This window comes from Microbacterium gorillae (assembly GCF_050990725.1).
GTDB classification, from domain to species: domain Bacteria; phylum Actinomycetota; class Actinomycetes; order Actinomycetales; family Microbacteriaceae; genus Microbacterium; species Microbacterium gorillae_A.
In genome coordinates this window covers 1,607,521-1,627,530 of the sequence record NZ_CP158844.1, presented here as the reverse complement: position 1 = coordinate 1,627,530, position 20,010 = coordinate 1,607,521, and the positions used below count along the sequence as shown (strand labels likewise).

Below are 20,010 nucleotides of genomic sequence, written 5' to 3'. Positions count from 1 at the left end.
ACCCGACCACGAAATGGAGTGACACTGTTGCCTAGCACGACTGACCTTTGGACCGGGCCGTACCTGAGCGTGGACGGCCGACCCTTCGTGGTCATCGGAGCGGAAGTACATAACTCCAGCTCAAGCACCGAACGGGCGATCACCGCGTCTTTCGACACGGTCGCGCTCCTCGGCGCCAACACGGTTCTTGCACCTGTCGCATGGGACCTCTTCGAGCCGGTCGAGGGCTCCTACGACACGCGCCTTGTCGACGCGATGGTTGAGGGAGCGCGTTCGCGAGGCCTGAAGCTCATCCCTCTGTGGTTCGGGTCGTGGAAGAACGCCGCTTCGACGTACGTCCCGGCATGGGTGAAGCGGGACGCGGAGCGCTTCCCGCGCTCTCTCCTATCGACCGGTCACCATGCCGAACATCTCACGCCGTTTGGGTCCACGTCACGCGAGGCCGATGCGCGCGCGTTCGCTGCCCTGATGCAGCACATAGCCGCGGTGGACGCCGACCGCACGGTGATCGCGGTGCAGGTTGAGAACGAGATCGGGTTGCTCGGCGACACCCGCGACCGCAGCAATAATGCGGAGCGCCTGTTCAATGACCGTGTGCCTGCCGCTGTCATTCATGCGGTTGCCGGTGACGTCGACGCCCCTCTCCACGCGGAATGGGTCGCCCACGGCAGCCTGAGGGAAGGAACTTGGGCGGAGGTCTTCCCGGCGGGCGACCGCGTTGACGAAGCGTTCATGGCGGCCGGTTTCGCCGCCTACACGCAGGTCGTGGCTGCCGCGGGGCGCGCGGAATTGAATGTTCCCCTGTTCGTCAACGCCTGGCTCGACCGCGATAGCGTACTCGACGGACCGGTCGCCCTTGCCGGGGGCAAACGGCCTGGACAGTATCCGAGTGGTGGACCCGTTCTGCCGGTCGCCGCGATCTGGGAAGAACTCGCTCCGGACATCGATTTCCTCGCACCTGACATTTACGTTGATGACATCACAGAGGTACTCGCCGGTTTCAAGGCTCGCCGGGGGCGCCTGCTCATCCCGGAGTTGCGCGGCGACTCTCCCGGCATCCCGCAGATGTTCGAAGCCATCGGCAACCACGCGGCGCTTGGCGTCTCCCCGTTCGGTGTGGACTCCTATACGCCGACGGATCCTGAGTTCGCTCCCCTCGCCGACGCCTTTCACCTCCTTCGGGCTGCGGCAGCCGTCATCGCGGTCAATCCGGACGCGCAGATGCGCGCCGTCATCCTGAACGAAGAGAACCCAGGTGCGGAGATCGTCCTCGGCGACGTGACGGTGACCTTGCACACGAAGGATGAGTGGGGGTACGTCACACCGGTCTATCCCGGGTACGCCATCGTCATCGAGGACGGCCCGGACGGGGTCTATCTCCTCGGCAGAGGTTTCTGGATCACCCTGGCAGGCACGGACGGACGGACCGCTTCCTTCCTTTCCGCGACCGCTTTCGAGCTCGAGGGCGACGAGCTTGTTCCGACGCTGCACCTGAATGGCGATGAGACCGCCTCGGGCTCGCTGATCCCCTATCCCTTCCCCGGGAGCGGGCTGGTGCCTGGCCGCGCCATTCCCACCCGTATCCCAGAGACGGGAATCACCCGGTTCTCCACGTACGCGATCTGAGCGTGCCGCGCCTCTTCCTCTTCCTCTTCTGACCCACGAACGGACCTGCTGTGAACGACGACTACCTGCCCTACCGCGACTCCACCCAACCTGTGGGGGTGCGAGTACGAGACCTCCTCGAGCGCATGACGCTCGAAGAGAAAGCCGCCCAGACGGCGTCACCTTTCGGCACGGCTGTCGATGCACACAACCCGCCTGCAACAGGCTGGGGTACCGCGACCGCCGCCATCGCTGCATTGAACTTGCCGCCCCGGGAGGCGGCGGCGCGTGTCAACGAACTGCAGCGCAAGCACATCGAGGACACACGCCTGGGTATCCCCGTCCTTCTCGCGGAGGAGGCGCTCCTCGGCTTCAAGGTCCAGGGAGCGACCACCTTCCCAGATGCCATTGCTCAGGCAGCGACGTGGGATCCGGAGCTCATCGGGGAGATGGGTGCGGAGATCGGATCTCAGATGGCCGCCCTCGGCGCGAGGATGGCGCTGTCTCCGCTCGCAGACGTCGCTCGCGACCCGCGATGGGGACGCGTCGGTGAGACCTACGGTGAGGACCCCTATCTCGTCGGCTCAACGGCATCGGCCTTCGTTCGGGGGCTGCAGAACGCCGTCCCCGCAAGTCCAATCATCGCGGCGCTCAAGCATTTTGTCGCTTATGGGGCGAGCGACGGCGGACGCAATACCGAGCCCGCTCAGGTAGGAGACCGACTCCTGCGCGAGTTCTACGGTGTTCCGTTCGAGATGGCGATCCGCGATGGCGGTGCCGATGGAATCATGCCGTCCTACAACGACCTCGACGGCGTGCCCGTCACCGGGTCACCGGAACTCCTCGACGGCCTCCTCCGCCAGGACTACGGCTTCGACGGAGTAGTCATCTCCGACCTCGACGCCATCGGGCAGCTCCATACCAAGCACGGTGTGAGCGATTCGCTGGTGGCCTCGTTTGCTGACGCCATTCGCGCAGGCGTGGATATCGACCTCGACAACCGCGTGTCCACCGACCGCATTGTGGAGGCCGTCGAGTCGGGACTGCTCACCGAAGGCGAGCTGGACCGTGCCGTCGCGGCGATCCTCCGGGCAAAGTTCCGCTTGGGCCTTTTCGAGAACCCCTACGTGGACATCGATTCAATCCCGGAGACCCTCGACTCTTCCACTGCACGTGGGCTGGCGCGGCGGGTCGCCGAACGCTCGGTGGTCCTGCTCAAGAACGACGCGGTCAACGGCGTCCCGCTTCTCCCGCTAACGACGACGCCTGGCACCATCGCCGTCATCGGGCCGAACGCGGACAGACCCATGGGCCAGCTCGGGCACTACGCCTACCAGGTCCTCGACAGCATGACCAAGCGGTTCGCTCTCGCGGCGAACCCGCAGGCTCGTCTGGAAGATGTCGAGGAACTGCGTGGCAAGACCGGCGCAGACGACGCCGACCTCCTCGTGGACACCGTGCCGCTCGTCACCTTCCTCCAGGGAATCCGCGAACGCGCCGGTGATGCGACGACCGTGCTGCACGAAGTGGGGTGCCCGGTCGAGCGCATGGATCGCTCAGACATCCCGGCCGCCGTCGAAGCAGCCCGACGCTCCGACCTTGCCGTTCTTGTCGTCGGCGACCAGGCTGGCATCAACGGCTTCGGGACAGTCGGAGAGGGACTCGACAGCGCTACGTGCGAGCTACCGGGTGTGCAGCGCGAGCTGGTGGAAGCTGTCCTGGACACGGGCACACCGACCATCGTCGTGCTCAGCCATGCGCGCCCGTACGTGCTGGGCTGGCTCGCGGACCGTGCTCCGGCAATCGTCTCTGCCTGGCTTGGTGGAGAGGAAGCCGGAGCCGCGACCGCCGCCGTACTCTTCGGCGACGTGAACCCGGCCGGCAGGCTCCCTATCGCCATGCTGGAGAATGTTGGCTCCGCGCCGGTTCCCTACTGGAGGACGCTGCAGAGCAACGACAGCTATGTCGACGGCTCGGCGCGCGCGGTGTTCCCCTTTGGCCACGGACTCAGCTACAGCCAGTTCGAGTACCGTGATCTCGCATTCCAGGCACCCCGGGTTGGAACCGACGGCGTGATCCGCTGCACATTCACCGTTTCGAACACGAGCGACCGAGACGGCGACGAGGTCGTTCAGGTGTACGGTCGCGACCTGGTGGCGCGAGTCGTTCGTCGATCTCGCGTGCTGCTGGGTTTCCAGCGAGTCTTCCTCCGCGCGGGTGAGGAGCGACAGGTGCTGGTCGAGATCCCCTCGGAGATGTTCGCGTTGTGGGACCGCCGGGAAGGCTGGGTAGTCGAACCGGGAGCACTCCGCCTCTTCATCGGCGGGTCGTCCGCGTCCACGCCTTTGAAGGGCAGCGTCGAGCTGAGTGGCGAAGTTCACCATTGCTCTCGTAACCGAGCGCTCTGGAGCACCGTCACTGTGGGTGGCGAGCTGACCGATGTCGTCGAGGTTGCGCGCGTGGAGGTGGCGGTTCCGGCGTTGACCTCCGCGAGCACCATCGGGGACTGGTTGAGTCACCCCCGGGGACGGGCAGTTTTGTCAGACGCCTTGAACGGCGCCGACGAAGAGACGCTAGCGCAGGCTACCGGCCTCACGCTCGATCAACTAGTGATGTATAGCCAAGGCGCTCTGCCAGCCGATCTACCGCAGACGCTCCTGACGCAGGTCACCGAGGTCTAAACCGCGCCGAGGAAGGGCTGGGAGATCGCCTCGATCTCCCAGCCCTTCCGACGTCAGCGCGCCGTGCTACCTCCGTCGACCACCGAGACCGACGACTTCATGGTGTCAAGCTCGTCGAGGGTGAAGACCTCCGGCCCGTCGAGAAGCGCCCGCACGATCTCGTGGGCGCTGAAACGCACATCGATGTCGATTGTGGTCAGCGACGGTTCAGTCACCCCTGACGCAATCGTGTTGTCCACCCCGATGACTCCGATATCGCCCGGCACATTGCGCCCGGCGCGAATGGCTGCCGACATGATGGCGAGCGCGACGTCATCGTTGTACGCCGCAATGCCGACGCTCTGCCCCCGCAGCATCTCGGCCGTCTGCTGGCTACTCCCCCGCTCCAGGGAAAGGCGGATGGTCGGCAACACCGTGACGCCCGCCCGCTGACATTCCTCCAGTGCTCCTCGCTCACGGGCCGTCGCGTAAGGCTGCTCGCGCAGCGCCTCGGGAGTTGCGATAGCAACGGCTGTGTAGCCCCGTTCGATGAGGTGTCGTGCTTGCATCGCGCCGATTTCACGGTCGATGGCTTCCTGATACTCGCGCGGAGGGTCAACTACCGCCACGTTCGCTTCGTCCAGACGAGCGCGCTGGGTTGGCGCCAGCGGCGCCACGCTCCATAGCCCCGCGGGGCGTAACGCAAGGACGGCTTCGTCGATTTGCGCGTCGCCGGAGGACAACCTGATGAGGTTAGTGCGCCCTGCTTGTGCGAGTTCATCAGTAACCCTGTCAATCAGTTCCCGAAGGCGCGGACCGAGCGAGATATTGGGTAGGAGCGTGATGACGATGTCACTGGTGCCCCTGGCGAGGGCTCGACCGGCGATGGACGGCCGATACCCGAGCTCCCGCGCGACTGACTGCACGCGGTCGACCATGTCCGGGCGAAACCGATGTCCGTGGCCGTTCAAAATCTGGCTCACGGTCGACCTAGAGACACCTGCTCTCGCAGCCACGTCCGCACTGTTGGTCATGTCGGTCTCCTTCTGGCGCCTTCGCCAGTTTACGAGAAAATCTCCACGCCCCATTGTCGCGTGTCAACATCCTAGCCCCGTCACCGCCCGACTTCGAAGCAGCCGTCAGGGAGTCGTCGACGCTACTCCCCAGACTCCTCTCGGACGCGCAGGATTATCCGCTTTGACACGCGTCAATCTTCGTGATTTGATGCACATGGGGCCCCTCGGCCTCGCACCAGATTGAGGACGACGATGACTTTGATGCGCCCTACCGCTGCGCGGTCCGACACGCTGTTGTCCACGTGGCGGGTTACTTCGGACGATGGGACCGAGGTCACCGTCCGCCTCCCCGATGATGCGATGCTGCGAGCTGGGCGCGACCCGGAAGCGAGCGGCGGCGCCGAGACCGGCTGGTTCCGCGGGGGCGACTACGACTACGTGACGCAGTGGAGCGCCCCACACGGAGACGGGGAGGTCGTGCTCGTCTTCGAAGGCGTCCAGGGTGACGCAGATGTCACGGTCAACGGCGAGAAGGTCGGGACCGTGCGGAGCGGGTACACCGAGACAGAGCTGACTATCACTGAGGTCGTGAGACGCGGCGAGGTCAATGACATACGCGTAATCGTTCACCATCGCGATCAGCCCGCAGAGCGATGGTATCCGGGCTCCGGACTGTACAGGCCCGTCCACGTGGTCACTCGACCGCTGACACACTTCGGCACCGACTCCGTGCGAGTAACGACCACCGAGATCGAAGGCGCTCGCGCAGGCGTGCGAGTTGACGTGCGCATGTCCGGGGAGGCACCGGCATCCACCCGCGTGACCGCTCGACTGACCGCGAACGGCGAGACAGTTGCGCAGGGGCTGCTTCACGGCGCGTCCGGCGCTATTCATCTCGACGTCACTGATCCGCGCCCGTGGAGCGCCGACACGCCCTTCCGCTACGAGCTACTTGTGACTGCCGAGACAGACGACGACGTGCTCGACGAGTGGAGAAGTAGAGTCGGGCTTCGAACGGTGAGTGTCGACGCTCAGCAGGGGCTTCGCATCAACGGCAAGCGAGTACTCCTCGCCGGAGCATGCATCCACCACGACAACGGCCTCCTCGGTGCGGCGACCCATCGCGCAGCTGAGTACCGGCGGATCCGTATCCTCAAAGACGCGGGTTTCAACGCGATTCGTAGCGCCCACAATCCACTATCGCGGGATCTTCTCGACGCGTGCGATGAACTCGGGATGTACGTGTTGGACGAGCTCGCCGACTACTGGTTCGTGCGCAAGTCCCGGTTCGACCACTCGGACCGATTCCGTGACACGTGGCGCCACGATGCTGACGCGCTCATTGCGAAAGACCGCAACTACGCCAGCGTCATCATGTACGCGTCCGGTAACGAGATCCCGGAGACAGCCACCGCCGCGGGCGTTGAGCTGTCGCGCGAGATCACGGAGCACTTCCACACCACGGACCCCACCAGGCCGGTCACCGTAGCCATCAATCTCTTCCTGAACGCGATGGTTTCGATGAACGCGTCGCCCTACAGCGCGAAGGGAGATCGCTCCGAGGAGGCGATGGCGGGAAGCACCGAAGCGAACGTGATGATCAATCACATCGGACGACTAATGAGCGTCGTCTCCCGCCTCCCCCGCGCGGACCGCGCCTCGCGAGAGGCCTTCGCCACGGTCGACGTCGCGGGGTACAACTACGGGATCGCACGCTACAAAGGCGATGCGCAGCGCTACCCGCACCGCGTCATCTTGGGCTCGGAGACACTACCGAGCGATGTTGCGAAGGCGTGGCGCCTTGCTCAGGAGATTCCCGCCGTGATCGGCGACTTCGTGTGGGCGGGCTGGGAGTATCTCGGCGAGGCCGGAGTGGCCGTGTGGGTGCCCGGGAAGAAGGCCGGACTGGCGAAACCGTACCCGTATGTTGTCGCGGGCCCCGGGATGTTCGATCTCACTGGTCGGCCTGACGCGTCTCTTCGCCTCGCTCAGGCGGCTTGGGGTGTGCTTGACGCGCCCGTCATCACTGTTCGCCCACTCGACCGCGCCGGCCAGCCCTACGTCCGGTCAGCGTGGCGCGTCACCGACGCGGTGGAAAGCTGGTCATGGCGTGGCAGCGAAGGAAAGCGCGCGGAGATCACGGTGTACAGCACCGCCGACGAGATCGAGCTGGTGGTGGGTGATCGCTCTATCGGGCGTCGGCGTGCCGGACGGAACACAGAGTTCCGCTTCTCTTTCACTACTCAGTGGGAGAGCGGAACCGTGCGCGCTATCGCTTACCGGGATGGCACAGAGGTCAGCCGCAGTGAGCTGAGTTCTGCGTCAGACGACGTGAGCGTACAGTTGCGTCCCGAAGCAAACACGCTTCTCGCCGACGGTGACGACCTCGCCTTCGTGCACGTTGAGTTGGCTGACGCGGACGGTGTTGTCGAGATGCTCGACGATGACCACGTTGACGTCGAAGTCAGCGGGCCCGCCGAACTCGTCGGGTTTGGCACTGCGAATCCGGCGCCTGTGGACTCGTTCCTCTCGGCGCGCACGACGACCTACCGAGGGCGGGCGCTTGCGATTGTCCGCTCGACCGGGGAGACGGGCGAGGTGCGAATCACCGCGCGCTCTCGCCACCGCGGGGAGACGACCGTCACCCTGCGGGCCATCTCATCCGACGCATCTGTCAGCCACGAGGCGCCACGCCTCGCGTGACCCACAACCCAGGAGAAACCATGTCTGATTCCACCCCGGACATCCCGCTGGATGACAAGCTCGCGCTACTGTCAGGCGCCACGTTCTGGGAGACCCACTCGGTACCTTCCGCCGGCATCCGGCCACTCTTCCTCGCTGACGGGCCGTATGGGTTGCGACACCAGTCCGGTCAACACGACAATCTGGCGATCTTCGCGAGTGATCCCGCCACCTGTTTCCCTCCTGGTGTGGCCGTCGGCTCCAGCTGGGACCCGGAGCTGGCTGCACGCGTCGGCACCGCGGTCGGTCGCGAGGCCGTCGCGCAGGGTGTGGATGTCGTGCTCGGACCTGGGGTGAACATCAAGCGCACCCCATTGTGCGGGCGAAACTTCGAGTACTACTCCGAGGATCCTCTCATCTCTGGGGTCCTCGGTGCTGCGTACACCACAGCGCTACAAGCCGAAGGCCCGTCGGTGTCCGTTAAGCATTTTGCGGCGAACAATCAAGAGACAAACCGGCAGACCATTAGCTCGGACGTTGATGAGCGGACGCTGCGCGAGATCTACCTCCCCGCTTTCGAGCGCGTGGTGCGGGAAGCTCGGCCGGGCTCGGTGATGGCGTCGTACAACAAGATCAACGGTGTTCACGCCTGGGCGAACCCGTGGCTGTTGACTCAGGTGCTGCGTGACGAGTGGGGCTTCAACGGCGTCGTCGTCTCGGACTGGAGCTCCGTCACCGACCCGGTCGCCGCCGTGCAGGCGGGCCTCGACCTCGCCATGCCCGCCGAACCTGAGCACATCGAGCAGTTGCGTGCGGCGGCAGAATCCGGGGCGCTCAGCATGGACGCCGTCGATGCTGCCGTCACTCTCTTGACCGCTCTGGCGGCCCGACCGCGCCCCGAGCGAGTCGAGATTGACGTGGACGTCCACCATGCCCTCGCGCAGGACGTCGCTGAAGGCTGCCCAGTACTGCTCCGTAACGAACACGCCGTCCTGCCGCTTCCCAAGGGAGTGGACGTCGCTGTCATCGGACTTCTCGCGACCGAGCCCCGTTTCCAGGGCGGTGGGAGCGCGAACGTCAACGCCACCAAGATTGATGAGCCTCTCGCCGAGCTGCGAACCCTGCTCGAGCGTGAGGGATCGACCGTCACCTACGCAGCCGGGTACAGCCTCATCGGCAGCCCGGACGCCGAGTCTCTTGCAGACGAGGCCGTCACCGTAGCGCGTCGTGCTGATGTCGCGGTGGTTTTCGCGGGCCTTGGGGAAGAACAGGAGTCCGAGGGCTTCGACAGGAACACGCTGGACCTCCCCGCTGATCAGATCCGCCTGATCCGCCGGGTCGCCGCCTCTGCTGCGCGCACGGTCGTCGTACTCTCCCATGGAGGTGTCGTAAGCCTGGAGGGCTGGCACGACGACGTCGATGCGATCCTCGATGCTTTCGTTCTCGGCCAGGGCGGCGGACGCGCCATTGCTCGCATCCTCTCGGGAGCCGTCAACCCATCCGGACGGCTGGCGGAGACGATTCCGCTGCGCCTCGAGGATCACCCGTCGTGGGTGAACTTCCCCGGGGAACAGGGCCACGTTCGGTACGGCGAAGGAGTGCTCGTTGGATACCGCTACTTCTCCAGTTCGGGGACGCCGGTGCGCTACCCGTTCGGGTACGGGCTCTCCTACAGCTCGTTCGATTCTTCGCTCGAGTCCGTCGAGGTGACGGGGTCTGACTCCGCGTCCGTCACTGTGAGCGTTCGTAACACGGGCGAGCGGGCTGGCGCGCACGTGGTGCAGGTGTACGTCTCCACCAATGCGGGTGACGTGCGCCGGCCCACGCGCGAGTTGCGGGCTTTCGAGAAGATCACTCTCGATCCCGGAGAGTCGCGGGAAGTGCGGTTCGAACTCGATAGGCGCAGTTTCGCCTACTGGGACGTGGAGCGCGCCGACTGGAGTGTGAAGGAGGGCGAATATCGCGTGCAGCTTGCGGACGACGCATCCAGTGTCCGTGCAGAAGCAGCGATTGAGCTTGAAGGCGACAAGTCCGCCAGCGCAGTCACGCTCGACAGCGCGATTGCCACCTGGCTGGACCACCCCTCCATCGGGGAAGAGACCAACCAGACCCTGGGGTTCGCGTCCGTAGAAGTGCCCGCTGAACAGATGGCTCAGGTGCGCTCTATGACGATGCGGCAGTTCGTCCGCATCTCGGGCCTGCCCGTGCCGCTCGAGGCGCTGCAGCTGCTCGCCGACCGTACACACTGATCATCGGAGCTGACATGCAGATCGAAGGAAAAGTATTCGCCGTAACCGGGGCTGGAAACGGAATGGGACGCGAGATCGCACTCGAGCTGGTACGAAAGGGCGCGCGGGTCGCGGCTATCGACCGTGATGAAGAGGCACTCGCCCAAACTGCGGCGTTGGCAATCGTGCCCAACCGCGTCAGTATCCACCAGGGCGACGTCACTGACGCCGCCCGCGCCACCAAACTGCCCGGCGCCATCGAAGCCGTACACGGTCACGTGGATGGCCTGGTCAACATTGCCGGAATCATTCACCGTTTCGCCCACTCCTCCGACCTCACCCAAGAGGAGCACGAGCGTGTATTCGCAGTGAACTACTGGGGCACCGTCAACATGTGCCGCGCGTTCCTACCCACGCTCCGACAGCGGCCGGAAGCCTCGCTGACGAACATGTCTAGCTTGTCCGCTCTCGTCGCCTTTGCAGGTCAGACGTTCTACGGGGCGAGCAAGGGCGCCGTCAAGCAGTACACCGAGGGCTTGCACCAGGAGCTCCTCGGCGAGAACGTACAGGTGAGCGCCATCTACCCAGGGAACATCTCGACCGAGATCAGCAAGAACTCCGGCGTAGCCATGCTTGATGCGGGATCGAAGAAGGTTCGAGCCACGACACCACGAGATGCAGGCGTCGCCATTGTTCGCGGCATCGAGCGCGGTTCATTCCGAATCGTGGTCGGCAATGACGCGAAGGCCCTCGACCGGCTGGTGAGGTTGGCGCCGCGGTGGACCACGAACCTCATCGCGAAGCAGATGGCGTCAGTGCTGTGAGTAGAACGAAGGATGGTTCCGACATGTCAGATTTTCCCGAACACTTTCTCTGGGGCGCAGCCACCGCCGCACATCAGGTCGAAGGCAACAATCTCAACAACGACTGGTGGCGGCTCGAGCAGGTGGCCGCAGACTACGGTGTCCAGTCCAGCGGGGACGCGCTGGACAGCTATCACCGGTACCGCGAAGACATGCAGCTGCTGTCGGACCGCGGTTTTACCGCATACCGGTTCAGCCTCGAGTGGTCGCGCATCGAACCGCTCCCTGGCCAGTTCTCTCGCGCGGAGCTCGCTCACTATCGACGCATGATCCTCACCGCGCGCAAGCTGGGACTAGAGCCCATCGTCACTCTTCACCACTTCACCCACCCGCTGTGGTTCGAAGACCGCGGGGCATGGCTGGGGGAAGGCGCTGTCGACGCGTTCCAGCGATATGTCGAGCAGGCCTGCACGATTCTTGAGGACGTCGAGTGGGTCATCACCATCAACGAGCCCAACATCTTGGCCATCACACATGGCGGCCAGCGACAGGTCGCGTTGGGAAACGAGTACCCGAAGAACGGTCTCCCTGATCAGGAGATCGGCGACGTGCTGATTGCGGCCCACCGTGCCGCGAAGGCCGTGGTCCTCCGTCTCACGAAGGCTCGAGTTGGATGGACCATCGGCAACCAGGCGCTGACCTCGACTCCCGGCAACGAGGAGAAGTACGCCGAGGTGCAGTACCTCATCGAGGACAAGTACCTCGAGGTATCTCGCGATGATGACTTCGTCGGGACACAGTCGTACACGAGCCAGCCTGTGGATGCAGACGGCATCGTTCCGCACCCGGCAGCCGACGACAACACTCTCATGGGCTGGGCGTACCGTCCCGACGCTCTCGGTATCGCCGTACGTCACGCTCGCGAGGTCGTCGGCCCTGACGTGCCCATCCTCGTCACCGAAAACGGCATCGCCACGGCGCACGATGACACTCGGATTGCCTACACATCGCAGGCGCTCGCAGACCTGTCGTCGGCCATCGCCGAGGGAATCGACGTACGCGGCTACCTCCACTGGAGCCTGCTCGACAACTTCGAGTGGGGCCATTGGGGTCCCACGTTCGGACTGGTCGCAGTAGACCGGGAGACCTTCGAGCGTCACCCGAAGCCGAGCCTGGACTGGCTCGGGGAGGTCGCTCGCAGAAATCGGGTGTAGACGTGAGCGCCTCTCCTCACACGGTTGGCGGATGGTTATGGCCTGTCCGCCGTATAGTGAGCCGTCTTCGCCTGAAGGCCGCGCTGTACGTGACTGAGAAGAAGATGGGGAAAGGCCAGCAGACGCGGCGCACCCAATTCGCACTGCTCTTGCCTGCGCCCGACAGCATTGTGTTCCTCGGAGATAGCATCACCGAGGGAGGGCTGTGGGAGGAATGGTTTCCCGGCGAGCACTCGGTCAATCGTGGGATTGGCGGGGAGACCTCGGTGCAGGTGTTGGAACGGATCGACGGGACAATCAACGACCCTGCCGCGGTCTTCTTGCTGATCGGGACGAACGATCTGACCCTTGGGTACTCGATACCCGTGATCGCGAAGAACGTCGAGCGGATCGCCGCACGCGTGAGAGCTCTCGCACCGCATGCGCAGGTTTTCGTCCAGAGCGTGATGCCTCGCGGCGCGAGATGGAAGCCATCCGTTCTGCGCCTGAATGCGGCACTGGTCGATGTCGCGGACCGGTGCGCGGCTCGGTACATCGACTTGTGGCCGGCGCTCTCCGACTCCGACGGAGCCTTGCGACCGGGAATGACGATCGATGGGCTGCATCTGACGGGCCCCGGTTACAAAGCCTGGGTGCACGAACTGCAGCCGCTTGTCGCGGCGATCAAAGCTGGGGGCACGGAGCGAAATGGTCAGGCAGTTTGAGAGCTCGGTAGCCGGCGATCCACCGGCTCTCACCCAGTGGTTCTAGCCAGGTAGAGGTCAATCCCCCACCTGGCTAGAGTCTCAAAGTCCGCGAGTCCCTGGGTGTTGAGCGCTCGCTAGCGGAGCCATCATGATCCAGCAGGTATCGCTCCGGACGTGTCCCGCGACAAGTGCATCGGCTCCCCCTGCGTGACGCCGCCAGGGCCGTAGCTGTCCACAACGACCCAGTACTCTTCCCCAGCGTTGAGGGTAGAGAGGGTGACCGACTCGGCCGCGAGTACCTGCCAGGAGTGATACAGCCGGTCCGGGCGCAAGCCATACCGGACGTTGTAGCCATCAGCCCCAGGCACAGCCTTCCAGGTCACTTCAGCGTCGAGAGGACCGGTCCGTCGCACGGTCGCTTCAGCTCGAGGCGGCGCCGGCACCGTGTGGTGTCCGAACACCCGGGACGCCGCTCAGCGCGAGAGGCGCGTTCCAAGGCGACGACACGCCCGTGATGCGCACGAAACGCACCTGTTCCGGGTGTTCCGGGACGAGGAGACGATGCGGGCGATCCGATGCATCGGTGCGTCCGTCGTGCAGCATCGACCAGGCTTCCCCGTCGACGGATGTCTCCACGGTGTACCGCACCGGATGGTCCTGCGGATGCACGGCCCGCAATGCGACAGGCTGCTCGTCCGGACCACGGCGGGGCCGGCGGGGCTTGCGGCGAGCGAGCTGGTGGTCAGCGGTGTTGATTTGGATGGCATGCACCTCACGCGGTTGCTCGAGGTCGAGGGTGAGCGTCTCCCCTGGACTCTCATCGCCAGCCACCCACCAGGTGCGAACGTCTTCATCTACAGCCAGTTCCGGCCCATGGCCTACAGCTGCAGAGCTCGCGGCCACACGCGCACGGTACGACTGCAACATCCATCCCATACTCGCTGCCCATGGGTCGGCCGGACCATCGGGGACGGCCGTCGGGTAGTCGCCGAAGGTCTGGTTGCAGAAGAGCACGCCGTCATCGTCGAACCCCGCGGGGAAGATACCCAGTCTGCGCTCGAACCGGTGGTTAACGGAGATCCGCATGGTGGCTGCGTGCCACCAGTTCCCGTACGCGTCCTGGAAGGTGCTGCCGTGGCCGGCGCCGGTGATGAATCCGCCGGGCTTGGACGAGAACGGGTTGTGCGGCGACGGAGTGAACGGGCCGAGGGCGGATGGAGCGGTGCAATAGCCGTCGGCGTACACGTTGTACTCGGTGCCCGGCCCTGCGTACTGGAAGTAATACGTGTCTTTGTGGCGCGTCATCCACGCGCCTTCCAGATACGGAGACGGGCTGTGCGTACCGAAGGCTTTCGCACTGAACTTCTCGCCCAGCGTCACGGGAGGGGCCATCCGGTTGTTCTCGCCGTTTCGCTCCCAGCCGTACGCAGAAATGTCACCCGACAGGACGTCGACGGGTTCCCCCAGCGGGCGGAAAGAGTCCGGAGACACTTCGACGCCTCGCAACGGCTCTTTGTTCGAGCACCCCCAGTACAGGTACGTTCGAGAATCGAGGTCCTGGAACAGGTTCGGGTCCCACCACGCGAAGGCACTTTCGCTGATCTGCTCGAAGCCTTGGCCGAGAGGGTCGCGCGACCGGAAGATGGGACTGCCGGGCTTCCGCCTCGACGCCGTGACGATGAGCGCCCCGTCGACTTCGCGGACGTCTGGCGCGTAGTCCCCTGCGGGCAGGTCAGGCGCGGCGGCGAAATGCCATTGACGCAGATCAGCCGAATGCCAGAATCCGCCACTCATCGACGCGAACATATAGAAGTGGTCCTGGAACCGCACCACCGAGGGGTCCGCCGCCTCCCGGAAGACCGCACGCAACGGTCCGCGGGCAAAGTCCTGGTACCGGTATGCGAGATCGAGGGGATTGCAGAAGACGTTGATGTCGCCTCGATTCGTCACAGCGCGGCCAACGTCTCACGGAGGTCTCGTTCGAGCTCCGGGGTGCTGTGCGGGACTGCGGCCAGCAGGATGTTGAGATTGACGTGCGATGCGTCAGGCCCTGATGCATCGATGGGGAACGGAAGGTGCTTCTTGAAGACCTGAGTCAGCGCTCGCCACGCCGTGCGATCCTCGGCCAAGGTCTTCAGGGACGTATCGAAGGTATAGTCCTCGTGCTCCTCGACGCCGACGTCATAGGACCAGGTGTGGGTTCCCGCCCCCACCTCCAGTTCGAGACCATCCGGATGGTTGGGCAGCACGACCTCCGCAGAGGCCCCCTCGGGCACCGTCGCCGTCATCGAGACCTGTCCCTCGGTGATGTTCCATGCGATGCGGACCTCGCCGAGGACGGTGTCGTGCACAAGGAGTGCAGACGTGAGTTCCCCACCTGGCTGCGGGGCGATACGCATACGACGGTATCCAGGCTCCACGGCCTCAAGACCGCCGATGACACGGTGCATCCAGTGTGCGATGGATCCCAGCGCGTAGTGGTTGAGAGAGGTCATACCGGTGGAGTTCAGAGTTCCGTCAGAACGGACCGCATCCCATCGCTCCCAGATGGTCGTTGCGCCCTGAGTCACCGGATAGAGGAACGATGGGCACTCCTTCTCCGTGAGGAGGAGGTAAGCGGTATCGACGTGCCCCGTGTCGGAGAGCGCGTGTGCGACCAGAGGGGTTCCCACGAAACCCGTGGACACGGTGTAGCCACTCTTTGTAACGAGCTGCGCTAGCCGCTCACCGGCACGCACTCGCTGCTCCGGTTCCAGCAGGTCGTAGCAAATCGCGAGCGCGTAGGCCGTTGCCGAGTCGCTCACGAGGCGTCCAGACGGGGCCAGGTACTCGGTACGGAAGGCGGTGCGGGTGCGCTCGGCCAGTTCCGTGTACCGCGCTGTTTCGTCGACCAGTCCGAGTGCCCGCGCGGCATCCGCCATCTGTTGCGCCGTTTTCACGAAGCACGCGGAGGCCACCAAGTGCCGGTCCGTCTTGCCGCCGCTCGCATCGTCAGCCGGTGCATCCGGGTCAAGCCAGTCGCCAAACTGAAAGCCCGATCCCCACAGACCCGTGGGGTCGAGGAGAGCCTCGACCTGGTCCACGAAGGCTGTCATCGCCGGCCAGTTCTGGCGGAGGATTTCGACGTCACCGTATTCCCGGTAGAGGATCGACGGCAACCCGACGACCACGTCGCTCCACAGCGCGGTCGGCGCCGAGGGAGTCGTCGATACGTCCGGCACGTAGAAGGGCACGTACCCTTTCTCACGTTGCTCCGCAGCAACGTCTTTCATCCAGGACCCGAGTACTCCTCGCACGTCGTACAGGAATGCGGCTGTCGGCGCGAAGGCATGGAGATCACCCGTCCATCCCAGTCGCTCGTCGCGCTGCGGACAATCGGTCGGAACACCAAGGAAGTTTCCACGCATGGACCAAACCACGTTCTGGTGCAGGCGGTTCAGCAGGCTATCCGAGGTATCCAGCCACCCGGTGCGGTTCATCTCGCTGTGGACGACCACCGCGGTCAGAGCGGTCGCGTCGAGCTCACCAGGCCAGCCCTCGACATCGACGTATCGGAAACCGTGGAAGGTGAAGTCCGGCTCCCAGGTCTCCTCGTCGTCGCCCTTGAGCGTGTAGGTGTCGGTTGCTTTAGCGGTGCGAAGAGTCTCGTACTCTGGTTCGCCGTGCGCATTGAGAAGCTCAGCGTGGCGCAGAACCACGGTCTGCCCCTTTTCCCCGCTGACGCGAATGCGGACCCACCCGGTGAGAACCTGTCCGAAGTCCACGACCGTGCGACCGCCTGGCGTGGAGATGATGGAGGCAACAGGCAGCTCCTCGGTGCGGCGGATGGGCGGTGGGCCGTCCGCCGTCACCACGGAGAGGTCCTGCGGATGCACGGTCGCCGGCTCCCAAGCGGAGTCATCGAATCCAGGCAGATCCCATCCGGTCGGCTGCAGCCGAGCGTCGTACACCTCACCGTCGTAGATGCTCGCGGAGCGGACCGCGCCTTCACCCACGCGGAAGCTCTGATCCGTCGTGATGCTTTCGGTTCGGTCTTCGTACTCCAACACCAGCTCAGCCGACAGAGCGGGGCGGTCACTGTAGTGATGGCGCTTGAGCTCGAACCCCATTTTTCCCACCGCCCACCCTTCCGCGACTATCGCTCCGAGCGCGTTGTCACCCGGCGTGATGTGTTCGGTGACGTCGTACGTGGAAACGGCGATGCGGTGTTGGTACGCGGTCCATCCCGGCGCGAGGACATCCTCGCCCACCCGTCGTCCGTTGACGAAGCTGGTGACGATCCCGAGTGCGGTTACGCGCAACGTGGCCAAGCGCAGGCCCTCGCTCACCTGGAACTCTCGGCGGAAGTACGGCGCCGGATCCCCCTCCTCGCTTACTCTCGCTGCCGAGATGAACTGTGCCTCGGGAGAAAGGACGGGGTGGGTCGTGGTCATGTCGGGGCCCTTCTGTGCGCCTCGCCGTAGCGTGATCCCCGCGCGAACGACACGAGGACTCTGTCAGGTAATCACGAATATTGACGCGCGTCAAACGTATGTCGCGTGGGCGCTGTGCTCGCTCGTGTTCTCCGGAGCCGCGGGCGACGAGCGGCACACATCCCCGGTCGCGGAAACAAACCCGGGACGCGTGTCACCCGACGATCACAGGAACGTCCCCCGTGACACCCTCACCCAGAATCGTGCGCAACCGATGTCGGCCCTCTCCGAATCGCCCCTCCGCGTTTACGACAAGAGGGTCGAGGATCAAGGACAGCGTCAAAAGCGCTTGCGCCGATCCGTCCGGAGCCATGACACCGACGGTCGCGGAGTCGATGGACAGCGGGATGGCGCCCTCGCCGCGAAGGCTTCTTATGTACGCTGCCGCATCGTCCACGGCCGCCTGGGCATCTATGCCCTGCACATATTGACAGGCAGGGTCGTGGCGGCCGGCACACTCCGCTCGACATCGGTGAAGATCTCGCATGATGTCGTTCACCGGCGACTCCCACCACTCGCGGAGCTGAGCGACGTCGACCAGCGCGAACTGGTGCGCCTCGTACTGCTTGTTCATGAGGATTTTCATCGAACGCTGAGCGTCACCGACCCCACCGTCATCCATCCACTCAGCGTAAGCGCCCGCGACTTCATCCTCCGTGCCGCGGGAGCGCAACAGGCGGTTCCTTGAAATCCGTACGTCTGATACATTTTCTCCAACCGTCAGCACGATGAGTGTGCCGGCGGCTCTCGATCCCACTCAAAGATGAGTCAGAAAGGATCTGCGACGCCCCGCAACGCACATTTTCGAGTTCCCTCCCTGCAGTTTCCCTACCGCGCGCAGACGCTGGTTTGCGCGCGGAGAACAAGAATCAGAGACTCATGAGAACACGCAAGACGCTCGCCCTCGTATCTACCCTCTTCCTTGGAGCATCCCTTATCACCTCCGCACCCGCCATGGCAAACAACACCAACGATTCCGGACCAACCATCCGAGAGCTTGCCGAACAAGCAGGCATCCTTTTCGGCTCTGGTTCCGTGAAGGCCTCAGAATCCACAACGGACGACCGCCCCGCCAACTACTTCACGGACCCCCGTTATGGGGCAACGCTGTCCGAGCAGTTCAACAGCCTGTCACCTGAGAACGAGTTCAAGTGGAACATGGTGCAGCCGGAGGAGGGCGTCTTCGACTTCGCCGGCCTCGACCGTCTCGTTGCCTTCGCGCAGGAGCATGACATGGAGGTCAAAGCTCACAGCGGCATCTCCCGGTCGTTCAACCCCGACTATCTGGTCGCCAAGACCGATCCGGCAGAGTTCCGGGCCGCTGTCGTCGAGCATTTCGAGACCATCATGCAGCGTTACAGCGGAAAGATGGATCGGTGGGACATCGTCACGGAGATGTTCACGACCTTCGGCGGCGAGGGCCTCGAACACAACCTGTTCTATGAGCGCATGGGCCCGGACTACGTCGCCGAAACGCTGCGCATCGCGCATGCCGCAGACCCGACGGCGAAGCTCTTCATCAACGAGAACATGGTCGAGTTCTATCCCGCCAAGCGGCAGGAGCTCTATGACCTTGTCGCAGGCATGGTCGCAGATGGCGTCCCCCTCGATGGCGTGGCCCTGCAGATGCATGAGACATATGTCGGCCCGACACCTGGAGTGCTCACCGACATCATCAACGACTATCGCGCGCTCGGGCTCGAGGTCACCATCGCCGAGCTCGATGTGCACACCTACGACCCGATCTCGCAGGCTCAGATCTACGGAGATGTCGTCGCTGAAGCACTCGCGGCTGGGGTGACCGACATCAGCGTGTGGGGCTTCACGGACAAGCACCTTTATACCTGGCTTCCCGGCGCGAAGCCGACGATGTTCGACGAGGAGTTCAATCCGAAGCCGGCCTTCGTAGCGGTTCGCGACGCCCTCAAGTCCTATATCCACAACGGCTCCGCACCCAGCGCGGCAGTTCTGTCGAGCACTGCAGGGTGGGCAACCGGGCTCCGCGACGGTAACTACAACATCGAGATGAACCTGTGGCATGGGACGCCCGGCAGCTACTACCGGCTCTACGAGAACGACGTTCTTGTAGACGGCCAGCAGCTGAATGCGGTGGATGTCAGGTCCCAGACGGCATCAACGGAGTTCTCGGGCAAGGCGAACGGCACGTACACATACCGCGCCGAGCTCATCAACTCAGAAGGCGTCACCCACACGTCTTCTGTCACGGTGACCGTCACCGACGCCGCACCGGCACAGCCGGTGGTCAGCACGGACAACTGGGACCGCGATGGGAACTTCATCGCGACCGCGAACCTGTGGTGGGGAACCAACGCCACCTCGTATGCGTTCTTCCTCGACGGTGTGGAGGTCGGGGCTGGCGAGCTGAGCGCAGCGACCCCGAATGCGCAGACCGCAACGCTCACGTTGGACGGTGTCGCCCGCGGAGCGCACACGCTGACAGCGACGTTCACGAACGCGAACGGCTCAACCTCATCTGAACCCGTAGTCGTAACGGTGGACTGATCAGCGGGGTGGGCGAGCAGGCTTTCTCTGTTCGCCCGCCCCACCCCGAACCGCTGGCCGCGTTCGCTGACGCCCCCGCAAGGCGGACGCGGCCAGCCCACCGCCTAACGGCAGGGTTGCA

The 20,010-nt window shown here is 64.3% G+C and carries 12 protein-coding genes; 8 read left to right on the top strand and 4 right to left on the bottom strand.

Annotated features, from left to right (window positions below; all coding sequences use genetic code 11):
- Nucleotides 1-27: 27 nt before the first annotated feature.
- Both ABTV68_RS07125 and ABTV68_RS07120 read left to right on the top strand, forming a co-directional pair.
- Nucleotides 28-1,626 carry a DUF5597 domain-containing protein gene (locus ABTV68_RS07125; RefSeq protein WP_433676933.1) on the top strand — a complete coding sequence of 533 codons (1,599 nt, stop codon included), beginning with the start codon at nt 28-30 and terminating at the stop codon, nt 1,624-1,626.
- Nucleotides 1,627-1,676: 50 nt separating this feature from the next.
- The gene (locus ABTV68_RS07120) at nt 1,677-4,286 is read left to right on the top strand and encodes a beta-glucosidase family protein (RefSeq protein ID WP_433676932.1); all 2,610 of its coding nucleotides are present in this window, start codon (nt 1,677-1,679) and stop codon (nt 4,284-4,286) included.
- Nucleotides 4,287-4,339: 53 nt separating this feature from the next.
- On the opposite strand, the gene ABTV68_RS07115 is transcribed toward ABTV68_RS07120, so the two are convergent.
- Entirely contained in the window at nt 4,340-5,299 is a 960-nt protein-coding gene (locus ABTV68_RS07115; protein WP_433676931.1) for a LacI family DNA-binding transcriptional regulator, read from the bottom strand.
- Nucleotides 5,300-5,533: 234 nt separating this feature from the next.
- On the opposite strand from ABTV68_RS07115, the gene ABTV68_RS07110 reads away from it, so the two are divergent.
- From ABTV68_RS07110 to ABTV68_RS07090, 5 genes are all read left to right on the top strand, one after another.
- Entirely contained in the window at nt 5,534-7,984 is a 2,451-nt protein-coding gene (locus tag ABTV68_RS07110) for a glycoside hydrolase family 2 TIM barrel-domain containing protein (protein WP_433676930.1), read from the top strand.
- Between the two features lie 20 nt (nt 7,985-8,004).
- The gene (locus tag ABTV68_RS07105) at nt 8,005-10,212 is read left to right on the top strand and encodes a glycoside hydrolase family 3 C-terminal domain-containing protein (protein WP_433676928.1); all 2,208 of its coding nucleotides are present in this window, start codon (nt 8,005-8,007) and stop codon (nt 10,210-10,212) included.
- A gap of 14 nt (nt 10,213-10,226) precedes the next feature.
- On the top strand, nt 10,227-11,015 hold the full coding sequence (locus ABTV68_RS07100; protein ID WP_433676927.1) for an SDR family NAD(P)-dependent oxidoreductase: 789 nt from the start codon (nt 10,227-10,229) through the stop codon (nt 11,013-11,015).
- A 23-nt stretch (nt 11,016-11,038) separates the two neighbouring features.
- The gene (locus tag ABTV68_RS07095) at nt 11,039-12,208 is read left to right on the top strand and encodes a glycoside hydrolase family 1 protein (protein WP_433676926.1); all 1,170 of its coding nucleotides are present in this window, start codon (nt 11,039-11,041) and stop codon (nt 12,206-12,208) included.
- 89 nt (nt 12,209-12,297) lie between these two features.
- The gene (locus ABTV68_RS07090) at nt 12,298-12,912 is read left to right on the top strand and encodes a GDSL-type esterase/lipase family protein (RefSeq protein ID WP_433676925.1); all 615 of its coding nucleotides are present in this window, start codon (nt 12,298-12,300) and stop codon (nt 12,910-12,912) included.
- A gap of 402 nt (nt 12,913-13,314) precedes the next feature.
- Here the strand turns inward: ABTV68_RS07090 and ABTV68_RS07085 are convergent, their stop codons facing one another.
- The 3 genes from ABTV68_RS07085 to ABTV68_RS07075 all read right to left on the bottom strand — a co-directional run bounded on the left by ABTV68_RS07085 (nt 13,315) and on the right by ABTV68_RS07075 (nt 17,988).
- Entirely contained in the window at nt 13,315-14,844 is a 1,530-nt protein-coding gene (locus ABTV68_RS07085) for a family 43 glycosylhydrolase (RefSeq protein ID WP_433676924.1), read from the bottom strand.
- Complete coding sequence (locus ABTV68_RS07080) at nt 14,841-17,327, bottom strand: family 78 glycoside hydrolase catalytic domain (RefSeq protein WP_433676923.1); 2,487 nt, start codon at nt 17,325-17,327, stop codon at nt 14,841-14,843. Before ABTV68_RS07080 ends, ABTV68_RS07085 begins: the two co-directional genes overlap by 4 nt.
- 193 nt (nt 17,328-17,520) lie before the next feature.
- Nucleotides 17,521-17,988, bottom strand: a complete 468-nt coding sequence (locus tag ABTV68_RS07075) for a hypothetical protein (RefSeq protein WP_433676922.1) — start codon at nt 17,986-17,988, stop codon at nt 17,521-17,523.
- Between the two features lie 257 nt (nt 17,989-18,245).
- On the opposite strand from ABTV68_RS07075, the gene ABTV68_RS07070 reads away from it, so the two are divergent.
- Complete coding sequence (locus ABTV68_RS07070) at nt 18,246-19,889, top strand: endo-1,4-beta-xylanase (protein WP_433676920.1); 1,644 nt, start codon at nt 18,246-18,248, stop codon at nt 19,887-19,889.
- Nucleotides 19,890-20,010 lie beyond the last annotated feature (121 nt).

Coding starts and splice junctions, on each gene's coding strand:
- ABTV68_RS07115 (WP_433676931.1), bottom strand. CDS start 5,299: ATGACCAACAGTGCGGACGTGGCTGCGAGAGCAGGTGTCTCTAGGTCG.
- ABTV68_RS07110 (WP_433676930.1), top strand. CDS start 5,534: ATGACTTTGATGCGCCCTACCGCTGCGCGGTCCGACACGCTGTTGTCC.
- ABTV68_RS07105 (WP_433676928.1), top strand. CDS start 8,005: ATGTCTGATTCCACCCCGGACATCCCGCTGGATGACAAGCTCGCGCTA.
- ABTV68_RS07100 (WP_433676927.1), top strand. CDS start 10,227: ATGCAGATCGAAGGAAAAGTATTCGCCGTAACCGGGGCTGGAAACGGA.
- ABTV68_RS07095 (WP_433676926.1), top strand. CDS start 11,039: ATGTCAGATTTTCCCGAACACTTTCTCTGGGGCGCAGCCACCGCCGCA.
- ABTV68_RS07080 (WP_433676923.1), bottom strand. CDS start 17,327: ATGACCACGACCCACCCCGTCCTTTCTCCCGAGGCACAGTTCATCTCG.
- ABTV68_RS07075 (WP_433676922.1), bottom strand. CDS start 17,988: ATGGATGACGGTGGGGTCGGTGACGCTCAGCGTTCGATGAAAATCCTC.
- ABTV68_RS07070 (WP_433676920.1), top strand. CDS start 18,246: ATGAGAACACGCAAGACGCTCGCCCTCGTATCTACCCTCTTCCTTGGA.